The organism is Cerasibacillus quisquiliarum, assembly GCF_014202495.1.
Classification (GTDB): Bacteria; Bacillota; Bacilli; order Bacillales; family Amphibacillaceae; genus Cerasibacillus; species Cerasibacillus quisquiliarum.
In genome coordinates this window covers 1-13,261 of sequence record NZ_JACHHA010000019.1, presented here as the reverse complement: position 1 = coordinate 13,261, position 13,261 = coordinate 1, and the positions used below count along the sequence as shown (strand labels likewise).

Sequence of the window (13,261 nt, the reverse complement as noted above, 5' to 3'; positions counted from 1 at the left end):
ATATGAATATCGTTGCCAGTCATGTTTTCAATATGATACCATTAACAAGAATTATGTCTAAAGGGGTGAGGAGATGGCGCCATATGTGTTTATGCTTGCTACTGTAATAAACGTTGTTCCGATTGTGTTTTTGTTTAAGGTTTTAATCAGTCGTCTAAAAGAAGATACGAGTCTTAGACATTCTATTACGACTAAATTTTTTATTGGTGTGGCAATGATTGAAGTGATTCCTATTCTCCTTATTGTGTATGGTATGATGGATCAAGAGAAATATCCAATGTCAGAAATGGTCATCCCAGGGGCAGTTATTCTACTGATGATGGGACTCGCGGGTATTGCGATTTTATTGCAGCGACGTATTGATGTACCAGCGGAAGCAAAAGAGACAGTAAACACGTTTACTTTTATCGCACTTGCATTGGCCATGTCGATTCCTATTATATCGATTGTTGGGCTGTTGACTCACTTGCAACAATAATATTTGCAGATTGTAAACTTAAGGACCATATTACTTCTATTATTTTTTTATAGGGTAAAATATACATGTTCTTATCTATTATCAATGCATTCCCGTTTATTTTCCTTTAAAATAAGGGGGATGTTTTTATTACATAATTTTATGAGAGGGTATAAAATGACTAAACAACAAGAACCAAGAGCATTAATCGTCATTTTCGGTGCCACGGGGGATTTAGCGATGCGAAAGCTCTATCCATCTATTTTTAATCTGTGTCGTAATGGACAGATTGATGAGAATGTGGCAATTATTGGTGCGGCGCGAAAGCCGTGGAATCATATGGAGTTCCGTCAGCGTGTCCTTGAGTCTATTTCCAACAATTTAGAATCAGATGAAAGTCCGAACGCATTTTTATCACGTTTTTATTATCAACAAGTTGATGTGACAGATGAAGCATCATATAAAGAACTCCATCATCTCGTGATTGATTTAGAGGAAAAGTATGATACAGATGGCAATCGAATGTTTTATCTAGCAATGGCTCCGGAATTCTTCGGAATGATTGCACAGCGTATTGATAGATTCGGGTTAAAAAATAGTGATGGTTGGACACGCCTCGTTATTGAAAAGCCGTTTGGGCATGATTTAGCTTCAGCCCAAAAATTAAATAATGAAGTGCGCGAGGCTTTTGATGAAGATCAGATTTATCGAATTGACCATTATCTTGGAAAAGAAATGGTGCAAAATATTGAAGTAATACGTTTTGCTAATGGGATTTTTGGACATCTGTGGAACAATCAATTCATATCAAACATTCAAATCACATCAAGTGAATCGCTAGGTGTTGAGGAAAGATTTCATTTCTACAATCAATCGGGTGCAGCACGTGATATGGTACAAAACCATATGTTACAAATGCTTGCTCTGCTTGCGATGGAACCGCCTATTACATTAGACACAGATGAAGTACGTTCAGAGAAAATTAAAGTCTTCCGAGCGATGCGCCGGATTAAGCCAGACAAAGTGGATGAATATTTTGTTCGTGGACAATATGACCGGGGTGAAATTAACGGCAAACAAGTCGTCAGCTATCAAGAAGAACATGAAGATTTAAAAGGATCAAATACAGAGACGTTTGTAGCTGGTAAAATTTATATCGATAACTATCGTTGGGCTGGAGTTCCTTTTTATATCCGAACAGGAAAACGCATGGCTGAAAAAGCAGCAAAAATCGTTGTCGAATTTAAAAATATGCCGATGAATTTATATTATGATGAAAAGGATAAACAACAGCCGAATCTACTCGTCATTAATGTCCAACCTGAAGAAGGTGTGACACTTCATTTAAATGCAAAAAGCAATAAACCAGGAACACAAGCGGAGCCTATTAAATTATCTTATCTCTACAATCATAAGAGTGGGATGCGTTCTCCAGAAGCTTATGAGAAACTACTTTTAGACTGCATGCTTGGTGATGCAACGAACTTTACCCATTGGGATGAAGTTGCTCTGTCATGGGCGTTTATTGATTCGGTTATTGAAGGTTGGAAGCGAAAAAAACCAAACTTCCCGAACTATAAAGCTGGAACAATGGGACCAGACGCAGCTCATGAATTACTAGAAAAAGATGGCTTCCATTGGTGGCCGATTAAAGATATATAATCGTGATATGCATTTGTTTGAAAGCCAAGGTTGAGGCTCTGCCTTTCCCTTGGTTTTTGTAATTTAAAATGTCGTATTGGCCTCTCTACTTTCTAGGATAGCGATATGTTAATTTCTAGCATGCGGTAAAGCTTTTGTCTAGTGTGGTCCAAGAATGTTCATAGCGATGGCATGTTTCCCCATTTATTAAAGATACTTTTGCAGAATTCATCTTACGCCACGTTTATTTGTTGAATGAAGGAACGGGAAAAATTGAGTCGGAACAGAGATATTCGAGACAAGCAGACAATAAGTTAAAAACTATCCACATTAAAGTCTTCAAGAATAAGCATAAATCATACACTTTCAATACTTATATCTAATGTTAAATATTTTCTCTCAGCATAAAATAATACAATAAGTGATTGCTTGATTTTTCTTTTATTAAAATATATAATATGCTTATATGAACATATATTCATATATAATGATAAAGGGGTGTTATAAATGGGAGAACATCACGATCACGCACATACAAATAATAAAAAGATATTGTTTATTTCCTTTTTGATCATTACGGCATATATGATTGTAGAAGCAGTTGGAGGTTTTTTAACGAATAGTTTGGCGTTATTATCAGATGCTGGACACATGTTTTCTGATGCTATGTCATTAGGGATTGCTTTACTCGCTTTTGTCATTGGAGAAAAAGCAGTAAGTAAAAGTAAAACATTCGGACATAAACGCTTTGAAATATTAGCAGCTACTTTAAATGGCTTAACATTGATTCTAATTTCAATCATTATTTTCTACGAAGCGATTAAACGATTTTCAAACCCACCTGCAGTTGCGACAACAGGTATGCTTATCGTGAGTACCATTGGCCTAGTTGTGAATATCGTTGTAGCAATTATTATGTTTAAAGGAGCAGATACTGAAGGTAATTTAAACATGCGTGGTGCATTTCTGCATGTTATTAGCGATATGCTCGGCTCTATTGGTGCGATTACTGCGGCACTTCTTATCATGTTTTTTGATTGGGGTTGGGCTGACCCATTAGCAAGTGTCATTGTAGCAGCACTTGTATTACGAAGTGGCTTTTTCGTAACAAAAGAATCTCTTCATATTTTAATGGAAGGAACGCCAAAACATATAAAGCTCGATCATGTTGTGGAAGCGATGATGGATATTCCTGGAGTAAAAGGTGTCCATGATGTTCATATTTGGACGATCACAAGTGGTTTACACGCTTTATCTGCACACGTTGTCGTTGATGGATCGAAAACAATTCGTGAAACAGAATCATTGGTGCATGACATTGAACATAAGCTGTCAGAGTTGGATATTCAGCATACAACCTTGCAAATTGAATCCGAAGACCATCTTCACGACCAGTCTATTTTATGTACAATCCAAGTAGAAAATACACTTGGTCATCACCATCATCATCATCATTAAGAAAGAGGCGTAAAATAAATGGAACATCAAAAATTTCATGACTTAAACGATGAAACAATTGAAGCAGTTACACAAACTTTTAAAGCGTTAAGTGATACGACGCGGGTGCGGATTTTAAATTTGATTTGCCAACGTGAATATTCTGTCAATGAAATTGCAGAAACATTAGGACTTGGCCAATCAACTATCTCGCACCAACTGCGGTATTTGAAAAATTTACGACTCGTTAAAGCGCGACGTGAAGGGACAACGATGTATTATTCGATTGATGATTATCATGTGATTAATGTTTTACACCAGGTGATTGAACATGTACAACATTAAAGCGGTATATCGTTAGACTATGGAACTCTCCAATATGGACTCTCAGAGCGATGTACAAGCGCGAGAGGGGTAGTTCACAGCCGCAGTGTAGAGTCTCGGAACGATCTGCAAGAACGAGAGGGAAAGTTCACAGCAGCAATGTAGAGTCTCAGAGCGATCTGCAAGAACGAGAGAGAAAGTTCACAACCGCAATGTAGAGTCTCAGAGCGATCTGCAAGCAAGAGAGGGATAGTTCACAGCAGCAATGTAGAGTCTCAGAGCGATCTGCAAGCAAGAGAGGGGTAGTTCACAGCCACAACGTGGAGTCTCAGAGCGATCTGCAAGCAAGAGAGGGATAGTTCACAGCAGCAATGTAGAGTCTCAGAGCGATGTACAAGCGCGAGAGAGGTAGTTCACAGCCACAACGTGAAGTCTCAGAGCGATTTACAAACGCGAGAGGGGTAGTTCACAGCAGCAATGTAGAGTCTCAGAACGACTTACAAGCACGAGAGTGAAAGTTCACAGCCGCAATGTAGAGTCTCGGAACGATCTGCAAGCACGAGAGGAGACGTTAAAACCGCAATATGGAGTCTATAAGATAAAAACAAAAGGGGGGCTTCTAACAAGCCCCCTTACCGACCTTCTTTTTTTACCGGTGACTTACGTTATTTACTTAACCACTCTGTATGGAAGTGGCCTTCTTTGTCGACGCGTTCATATGTGTGTGCACCGAAGTAATCACGCTGTGCTTGCAGAAGATTAGCCGGCAATCGTTCTGCACGATAGCTGTCATAATAAGCGAGTGCTGCTGAAAATCCTGGAACTGGAATACCGTTTTGAACAGCGACGCTAATGACTTTCCGAAGTGATGTTTGATATTTTTCAACAATATCTTTGAAATATTCATCTAAGAGTAAGTTTGGTAAGTCTGGATCGCGGTCATATGCTTCTTTTATTTTTTGTAAAAATGCTGCGCGAATAATACAGCCTCCACGGAAAATCATCGCAATATTGCCGTATTGAAGATTCCAATCATAAGATTCCGAAGCAGCACGCATTTGTGCAAAGCCTTGAGCATATGAACAGATTTTACTCATATATAATGCTTCACGAACAGCTTCTACAAATTCTGCACGGTCTCCTTCATATGGCGTGATTTCTGGTCCAGTTAAAAGCTTGCTTGCGTGAACACGCTCGGCTTTCATTGCAGAAATGAAACGTGCAAAGACAGACTCGGTAATGATCGGTAATGGAATACCGAGGTCAAGTGCGCTTTTACTCGTCCATTTTCCTGTTCCTTTTTGTCCGGCTTTATCTAAGATGACATCGATTAATGGTTTACCCGTTTCTTCATCGACTTTTGTAAAAATATCTGCTGTGATTTCAATTAAATAGCTGTCGAGCTCACCTTTATTCCATTCGCTAAAAACTTCATGGAGTTCTTGTGCATCCATGCCTAGCACATGTTTCATAAGGAAATAAGCTTCGGAAATAAGCTGCATATCGCCATATTCAATACCATTATGAACTGTTTTTACGTAATGACCAGCACCGTCAGGACCAATGTATGTCGTGCAAGGTTCACCCTCAACTTTGGCAGCGATAGCTTCTAAGATCGGCTTCACTAAAGCATGAGCTTCTTTTTGACCACCTGGCATAAGTGATGGACCGTAAAGCGCTCCTTCTTCCCCACCAGAAACACCCATTCCAATAAAATGTATACCTCGCTCAATAAGACTTTTGTTACGGCGTTGTGTATCTTCAAAATTCGCATTTCCACCATCAATGAGGATATCGCCTTTTTCTAAATGTGGGAGCAGTTGTTCAATCATCGCATCTGTTGGATCACCTGCTTTAACCATAAGCATGATTTTACGTGGTTTTTCTAGCGATTCGATAAATTCATCTATCGAATAAGTCGCAACAATTCGTTTATTCGTCGCTTCTGCTATCAGCTCGTCCGTTTTTTCTCTGGAACGATTGTAGACAGACACAGAAAAGCCTTTGGACTCCATATTAAGCGCCAAGTTTTTTCCCATTACGGCTAGTCCAATCACACCAATTTGTTGTTTTGTCATTAGATTGTCGTCCTTTCCTTATGTATAATGATGATTCATCATGTTATAACGATTGTGTGAAAATCATTTGTCTTGGTCATTATATCAAGAAAACGGCTTGATAGGAAATATCGCCTATAAACATTTTTTATGTTTTCTTAAGCATTTTTTAGAATAGCTTGATACAATAAAGATAGATAAAATTCGTAAAAAACTAGGGGGGATTTAGCATGGGTAAACAAGGTGGACCACGTGCTATGATTGTTCCGTATGATGGTTCTGAGCATTCGGATGATGCATTAAAATTCGCTATACGAATAGCAGAGAAAATGGAATTTAAAATTGTATTGGTTAATGTGCAACCAAATATTCAAACCGCTAATGTGCAACGCTTTTTCAGTAAGGAAGAAGTGGAAAATTACTCAAAAGAAAGGGGCATTGAAGTTCTGGCACAAACAGATGCCATGACCGAAAAAACACTCGCTCCTGTTGAAAAAGCCATTCGAATTGGTAATGCACAAACCGAAATATGTAAGCTTGCCAAAGAGCTAGACGCATATTGTATTATTATGGGATCACGTGGGCGCAGTCCTTTAAAAGGGGCTGTCCTTGGAAGCGTTAGTTATGGCGTCCTCCATAACGCTCCATGTCCAGTTACAATTGTACCGTAAAATTGTTGACTGTGACTAGATCGGTAGGACACAAATAATAAAAAACGTCTACATACCTAAAACAAACATATTAGGAATGTAGACGTTCTTCATTTTTTAGTATCATAAATGATAAGGCATACTATCAATAAATCCTCTCAACCTCGTATCCCTTTTCCTCTAGCAATGAACGGATATGTGGTTCTTTAATAAGATGGAGCGTACCAACGATGACAAAGTATGTTTTATCAGAACCTTCTTCTAGGTAGCCGGCGATTTTTTCGGCCATGTTTTTGTTTCGGTCGTCATTCAATGCCTTCATATATTCTTCATACTCTTTATCTTGTTCGACATCACTTGGGAACAGATAATCTAACATAGCCTCTTCATCGCCATCTAAGTATAGTGAAAACATTTGTTGCATTACATTTTCAAAGTCGTTTAGACTATCTAATGTTTCTTCTAATTGACGTTCTTGAAATTCTGGTGACTGCCCTGATAAGACACCGTATTGTTCACTTACTGATTCAAGTTCGAGAATCTCTTTACCATCCTCTTTTGCTCTTTCTAGAAAATATACATCAACACCTGAATCATAGCCCAATTCCATAGCAGCAAGTTGATTGACCGTAGATGTTAATAACCATGGTTTAAAAAACTTCACAATATCAATTGGCAATCCTTGTTTATCAAATGTTTCTTCTAATTTTTTATATAAATCTTTAGAAATATGATCTTTTATCGTTGTCCCATCAATATACACACCATGAATCAATGTGGATCCAATACTAGAAAAAAGATCGATCTCTGTTATATCTACTTCTGGTACAACGACATCTGCACTTTCATACGCTTCTTCAATCGCATCATTTAACGGATAAAAATCTTCAACACCGAGATGAATTGTTCCTTGTAAATAGACAGTCGTATCCCCATTCTGAACACGCCATAAATAGCCGCCTTTACCACTTTCAATTTTTCCATCGGCTTTTTTCTTGGTATCCTTAGACTTTGATGCTGAAGCAGCTTGATTTTCTTCTTCATCTTTCCTCTTTTTTTCCTGTTCCTTATTATCTTTCTTTCCTTCTACTTCTGTCTTATTATCTTGAGCATTAGCATTGTCTTTCGTTTCCGGTACATCTAACTGACAAGCGACTAAGCCCATTGACATGACAAGAATTAAAAATATACGCCAAATCTGTTTCACCATGACAAACCCCCTTCTTTAATCATATTTATTGATAAAGCAGATGCGTCATTCAGCCACTTGAAAAATAATTTCTACGCGACGGTTTTGTGCGCGACCATCGTCATCCTCGTTGGATGCTATCGGTTTCGTTTTCCCAAATCCTTTGACTGTTAATGTGAGATGATCGATATCACCGAATTTCTTCAAGTATGATTGGACTGACTTTGTAATTTTAAATTATAATCAGCTTTATGAAGTAATCAAAAAAATTATTCTTTTATGATTCTCTAGTAATCTGATAAAATATCCGGCTATTTAGCATCTTCATCAGTGAAGAGAAAGCGTACTTCATTGGAGACAGATTCAAAAAATGTGCCAAATTGAAGGACGTATTCATCGCTGTTAGAGACATCAAATAATATTGCACCTGTCTGAGATTCATTAGGTTCTATTTCCCCAGGCCATTCCTCTGCTATACCATCCTTATAGAACCAAGATGTTCCTGATGAACCAGGTTCTGTTGCCAACATTGCATCTGCTAATGCATCTTCAGCATTAAGTGACTCATTTCCAATATTTTTAATCGTTAATTTAATTAATACAAATCTATCGGCCTGTGGATGTTCTTCTCCTATCTTATCCATGAACTCTACAGAATTCATTGTTATTTGATATGTTGCAAAGTTAGTATTCACTGTCCCAGTATCACCAATTTTTAAATCAAGCTGGTCTTCTCCCCATTCGCTATCTCCTGATTCATTATCGTTAACCTCTTCTTTATCTTGCTCAGCATTTTGTTTGGTTGGTTCTGTTACCTCATCCCCTTTTGTAACATCACTAGTTTCTTCCTTATCACTACATGCGACTAAGCCAATTGCTAGTAAAATGAACAATATTAATTTTAATAAACGTTTCATGGTTTATTCTCCCTTCTATGTATTGAAACTTACTTATTTGAATTCGGTAGATGGAACCAGGTTTCTCCGTCCAGCATTGGTTCGTAGATTAAAGTAGTCTTCGATAGCTGTAGTAACTAAATAGACTATTTCACATGTTATTTCTTTATCTTATAATATTAACTTCATTCACTACTTTGCTTCATCTGCTGGGATAGTCCAGATCACTTGGTTACTCCAACCTGCTGCTACATTTCCTGTATCTTCTCTAAAGTAATATTCATCAGCTTCATAAATATGTGTAATAAACTGTCCAGATATCTCCTCACCTGGTTTAACAATTCCTGTTAATCCTTCTACACTTTTGAAGTTGTGGGATTGATCTGAATACCCAGATCCTTCTATATCATGAGTAGCTTCCAAAGAGTACATCAAATCCTCTACATCTAAATCGTGATCACTTGTATTCTTAATAGATAAATTAATTAAGATTAAATAATCGAATTCTGACTCTACTCCATCTAATTCTTCTAATAATTCAGCGCTCTCAACAGTCATTTCATAAGTTCCAAGTGTTGTATCAAACTTACCTGTATCCCCTAGTTTTAAATCTAATTGGTCCTCTGTTGTGATTTCTGATGTGCTTTTACCTGAATCATCGTCATTGTCTTTTGAGTCATCGTCTTTTTCAGCGTCTTCATTGTCTTTTCCATCATTATTTTCTTCATTAACTACGTTGTTATCCGATTCTTTTGCTTCATCCTTATCATCACTACATCCGATAAGCATAAATGTACTGATAAATAATGCTGTTAAAATTAGAGTTAGTCTTTTCATGTTAAACACCTCTTGTATTAATTTAGATTCGGATTTGGTAGGTGGAACCAGGTTTCATTTTCCTGCATTGGTTCGTAGGTTAATGTGAAATATTCTTCGTTAGGAGCTGCTGATAAATAGACTAATTTACCAGTTATTTCTTCACCTGGAGCCAATTCTTCTTCTAACTCTGGGAAGAATATATCATCATAATCTGTCAAAGATCCCCCACCACCTCTATATCCAAAATATGGTAAAAATCTTTCGTTAGGTGTATAAGCCTCATCACTTATGTTTTTATACGTCAACTCAATAGCAAGAAAGCCCCCTTCATCATCTTCTTCTACATTAGTTACTAGCTCTTCAATACTAACTCCATTTACTTCCTTTGCAATTTCAAAGCTATTAACTGTTACCTCATAATCTAAATCAAAATCCTCACTATAAATAACCGCTGTTTCTCCAATCTGATAAACCGGAATTTCTCCATCAGATTCTTCTTTATTGTTATCATTGTTTTTTTCTGTTGTATTTTCATTTTCTTTCTTATTGGTCGCAGATGTGTTTTCTGCACCGTCACCGTCTCCGCAAGCGGTTACAATTAATAGTAGGCTGGTTATTAAAATGATTAAGATCCGCTTCATTTGAAAACCTCCTATTTAAAATAAAATACCACAACACATATAATCGTGAGAAAAATTCTATTCTAGTACTACTTTGCTTCATCTGCTGGTATGGTCCAGATGACTTGATTACTTACACCTCCTGCTACATTTCCTTCAATTTCCCTAAAATAATATTCATCTGCTTCATAAACTTCTGTTATAAATTGTCCTGACAGTTCTTCACCAGGTTGAATCGTACCTGTCAACTCTTCTACACTATCAAAAGCTGCAGAAGCATCTCCAAATCCTGATTTTTCTAATCCATGAGTAACTTCCATTGAATACATTAAATCTTCAGCGTCTAAATCATGGTTGCTTGTATTTTTAATAGATAGGTTGATTAATATTAGATAGTCAAATTGAGCTTCTTTACCATCTAGTTCCTTTAAAAGTTCAGCACTTTTAACAGTCATATCATATGTCCCTAATGTTGAATCAAATTTCCCTGTATCCCCTAATTGTAAATCTAATTGATCTTCTGTTGTGATTTCTGATGTACCGTTACCTGAATCAGTATCGTCCTCTTTTTTATCATCATCATCTTTTTCAGCATCATCGTTGTCTTTTCCATCATTGTTTTCCTCATTAACTACATTGTTATCTGATTCCTTCACTTCATCTTTATCATCACTACATGCGACTAGCATAAATGTACTGATAAGTAATGCTGTTAAAATTAAAGTTAGCCTTTTCACGTTAAACACCTCTTGTTTTTGTTTATTTTAATATGATGCATGAACTTCTTTTTCTATATAAAATGTATTGCCTTCTACTCGACCATTAATGGCTTTTGTACTGCCCAACATATCAATCGCTTTTTGCTTCATCTGCTGGTATAGTCCAGATCACTTGGTTACTTCCACCTGCTGCTACATTCCCTTCCATTTCCCTAAAATAATATTCATCGGATTCAAACATATGTGTAATAAACTGTCCGGAGATCTCTTCACCTGGTTTAATAATCCCAGTTAATTCTTTAACACTTTCAAAATTATGCGCTTGATCCCCAAACCCCGACTTCTCAATCTCTTTTGTGACCTCCATAGAATACATTAAATCTTCTACATCTAAATCGTGATCACTTGTATTCTTAATAGATAAATTAATTAAGATTAAATAATCGAATTCTGACTCTACTCCATCTAATTCTTCTAATAATTCAGCGCTCTCCACAGTCATTTCATAGGTCCCAAGAGTCGTATCAAATTTTCCTGTATCTCCAAGAGTTAAATCTAATTGGTCCTCTGTTGTAATTTCTGATGTGCTTTTACCTAAATCATCATTATCTTTTGAGTCATCGTCTTTTTCAGCGTCTTCATTGTCTTTTCCATCATTATTTTCTTCATTAACTACATTGTTATCTGATTCCTTTACTTCATCTTTATCATCACTACATGCGACAAGCATAGATGTACTGATAAGTAATGCCGTTAAAATTAGAGTTAGTCTTTTCATGTTAAACACCTCTTGTATTAATTTAAATTCGGATTTGGTAGGTGGAACCAGGTTTCATTTTCCTGCATTGGTTCGTAAGTTAAAGTAAAGTAATCTTCGATAGCTGCAGCAGATAAATACACTAATTTACCCGTTATTTCTTCTCCTGGAGCCAATTCTTTCTCTAGCTCTGGAAAGAACATGTCGTCGTAGTCAGTTAATTCGCCACCGCCACCATCACCAGGTTGAAAAACAGGATAAAATCTTTCATTTGGCACATATGCTTCATCGCTAATATTCTTATATGTTACTTCAACTGCTAAAAATCCACCATCATCTTCAGGATCTGCATTAGCTACCAACTCTTCTTCTTTAACCCCGTTAATTTCCTTTGATATTTCAAAATCATTAACCGTAACTTCATATTCTAAATCAAACTTATCATTCTTTATTACAGCTGTTTCTCCAATCTGATAAACTGGAATTTCTCCATCATTGTTTTTTTCTGTTGTATTTTCATTTTCCTTCTTATTGGTCGCAGATGTGTTTTCTGCACCGTCACCGTCTCCGCAAGCGGTTACAATTAATAGTAGGCTGGTTATTAAAATGATTAAGATCCGCTTCATTTGAAAACCTCCTATTTAAAATAAAATACCACAACACATATAATCGTGAGAAAAATTCTATTCTAGTACTACTTTGCTTCATCTGCTGGTATGGTCCAGATCACTTGGTTACTCCCACCCGCAGCTACGTTTCCAGGGTCTTCTCTAAAATAATATTCATCGGATTCATAAATATCAGTTATAAATTGACCAGAGAGTTCTTCACCAGGCTTGATAGTTCCTTCCAATTCCTGAACACTTTCAAATGCACCAGAACTATCAATATGACCCGAACCATCAAGATTGTCTGTAACTTCCATTGAAATCATTAGATCTTCTGCATCCAAATCATGGTTGCTTGTATTCTTAATTGTAATATCTAATAAAATGAAGCCATAGTTGTAAGGCTCATTGCCATCTAATTCTGAATCTATTATTTTTGCAGAAGTAACGGTCATTTCATAAGTTCCAAGTGTTGTATCAAACTTACCTGTATCCCCTAGTTTTAAATCTAATTGGTCCTCTGTTGTGATTTCTGATGTGCTTTTACCTGAATCATCGTCATTGTCTTTTGTATTATCATCTTTTTCAGCTTCATCATTGTCTTTTCCATCATTATTTTCTTCATTAACTACATTGTTATCTGATTCCTTTGCTTCATCCTTATCATCACTACATGCGACAAGCATAAATGTACTGATAAGTAATACTGTTAAAATTAAAGTTAGTCTTTTCATGTTAAACACCTCTTGTATTCGTTTTAGTTATTTTAATATGATGCATGAACTTCTTTTTCTATATAAAAGTATGACCTTCGACTCGCCCATTGGCTTTTGTACTGCCTAATATGTCAATTACCTGAGGCAAAAACCATAAATTTACTGTCGATGTCGCTTTTGCAGTAACATAGGTTGAACGTTCTGATAAGTCTTGGTCTGTTGTAAGGCTACTTTTTATTCAGTTATTGATGTATTATTTGTTTGAAGGATAATAGCATCTCTTGACAATACCTCTTACTTTGCTTCATCTGCTGGGATAGTCCAGATCACTTGGTTACTTCCACCCGCAGCTACGTTTCCAGGGTCTTCCC

The 13,261-nt window shown here is 36.7% G+C and carries 14 protein-coding genes; 5 read left to right on the top strand and 9 right to left on the bottom strand.

Going from position 1 to position 13,261, the window contains the following annotated elements; all coding sequences use genetic code 11:
* The first annotated feature begins 73 nt into the window (after positions 1-73).
* The 4 genes from HNQ35_RS13225 (at position 74) to HNQ35_RS13210 (ending at position 3,880) form a co-directional block, all read left to right on the top strand.
* On the top strand, positions 74-478 hold the full coding sequence (locus tag HNQ35_RS13225; RefSeq protein WP_146938732.1) for a hypothetical protein: 405 nt from the start codon (positions 74-76) through the stop codon (positions 476-478).
* A gap of 156 nt (positions 479-634) precedes the next feature.
* Complete coding sequence (gene zwf / locus HNQ35_RS13220) at positions 635-2,119, top strand: glucose-6-phosphate dehydrogenase (protein ID WP_146938733.1); 1,485 nt, start codon at positions 635-637, stop codon at positions 2,117-2,119.
* A gap of 486 nt (positions 2,120-2,605) precedes the next feature.
* On the top strand, positions 2,606-3,556 hold the full coding sequence (locus HNQ35_RS13215) for a cation diffusion facilitator family transporter (RefSeq protein ID WP_146938734.1): 951 nt from the start codon (positions 2,606-2,608) through the stop codon (positions 3,554-3,556).
* 18 nt (positions 3,557-3,574) lie between these two features.
* A complete protein-coding gene (locus HNQ35_RS13210) occupies positions 3,575-3,880 on the top strand; it encodes an ArsR/SmtB family transcription factor (RefSeq protein WP_146938735.1) in 306 nt (101 codons plus the stop codon).
* Between the two features lie 644 nt (positions 3,881-4,524).
* Here HNQ35_RS13210 and gnd read toward each other — a convergent pair.
* Positions 4,525-5,937: an NADP-dependent phosphogluconate dehydrogenase gene (gene gnd / locus HNQ35_RS13205; protein WP_146938736.1), complete on the bottom strand. Its 1,413-nt coding sequence runs from the start codon at positions 5,935-5,937 to the stop codon at positions 4,525-4,527.
* A gap of 209 nt (positions 5,938-6,146) precedes the next feature.
* Between gnd and HNQ35_RS13200 the strand changes: the two genes are divergently transcribed.
* Positions 6,147-6,587: a universal stress protein gene (locus HNQ35_RS13200; protein WP_146938737.1), complete on the top strand. Its 441-nt coding sequence runs from the start codon at positions 6,147-6,149 to the stop codon at positions 6,585-6,587.
* 124 nt (positions 6,588-6,711) lie between these two features.
* Here HNQ35_RS13200 and HNQ35_RS13195 read toward each other — a convergent pair whose 3' ends face one another.
* The 8 genes from HNQ35_RS13195 to HNQ35_RS13160 form a co-directional block, all read right to left on the bottom strand.
* Positions 6,712-7,773, bottom strand: coding sequence for a TraB/GumN family protein (locus HNQ35_RS13195; protein WP_170226736.1), 1,062 nt, complete (start codon positions 7,771-7,773; stop codon positions 6,712-6,714).
* A 293-nt stretch (positions 7,774-8,066) separates the two neighbouring features.
* Positions 8,067-8,672, bottom strand: a complete 606-nt coding sequence (locus HNQ35_RS13190; protein WP_183330197.1) for a DUF4352 domain-containing protein — start codon at positions 8,670-8,672, stop codon at positions 8,067-8,069.
* Between the two features lie 171 nt (positions 8,673-8,843).
* Positions 8,844-9,488, bottom strand: a complete 645-nt coding sequence (locus HNQ35_RS13185; RefSeq protein WP_183330195.1) for a hypothetical protein — start codon at positions 9,486-9,488, stop codon at positions 8,844-8,846.
* 17 nt (positions 9,489-9,505) lie between these two features.
* Positions 9,506-10,111, bottom strand: a complete 606-nt coding sequence (locus HNQ35_RS13180) for a DUF4352 domain-containing protein (protein ID WP_183330193.1) — start codon at positions 10,109-10,111, stop codon at positions 9,506-9,508.
* A 68-nt stretch (positions 10,112-10,179) separates the two neighbouring features.
* Positions 10,180-10,827, bottom strand: coding sequence for a hypothetical protein (locus HNQ35_RS13175; protein WP_183330191.1), 648 nt, complete (start codon positions 10,825-10,827; stop codon positions 10,180-10,182).
* Between the two features lie 112 nt (positions 10,828-10,939).
* Positions 10,940-11,587 carry a hypothetical protein gene (locus HNQ35_RS13170; RefSeq protein WP_183330189.1) on the bottom strand — a complete coding sequence of 216 codons (648 nt, stop codon included), beginning with the start codon at positions 11,585-11,587 and terminating at the stop codon, positions 10,940-10,942.
* Positions 11,588-11,604: 17 nt separating this feature from the next.
* Positions 11,605-12,192 carry a DUF4352 domain-containing protein gene (locus HNQ35_RS13165; RefSeq protein ID WP_183330187.1) on the bottom strand — a complete coding sequence of 196 codons (588 nt, stop codon included), beginning with the start codon at positions 12,190-12,192 and terminating at the stop codon, positions 11,605-11,607.
* Positions 12,193-12,260: 68 nt separating this feature from the next.
* Positions 12,261-12,908, bottom strand: coding sequence for a DUF4352 domain-containing protein (locus tag HNQ35_RS13160; RefSeq protein ID WP_183330185.1), 648 nt, complete (start codon positions 12,906-12,908; stop codon positions 12,261-12,263).
* Positions 12,909-13,261: the final 353 nt, after the last annotated feature.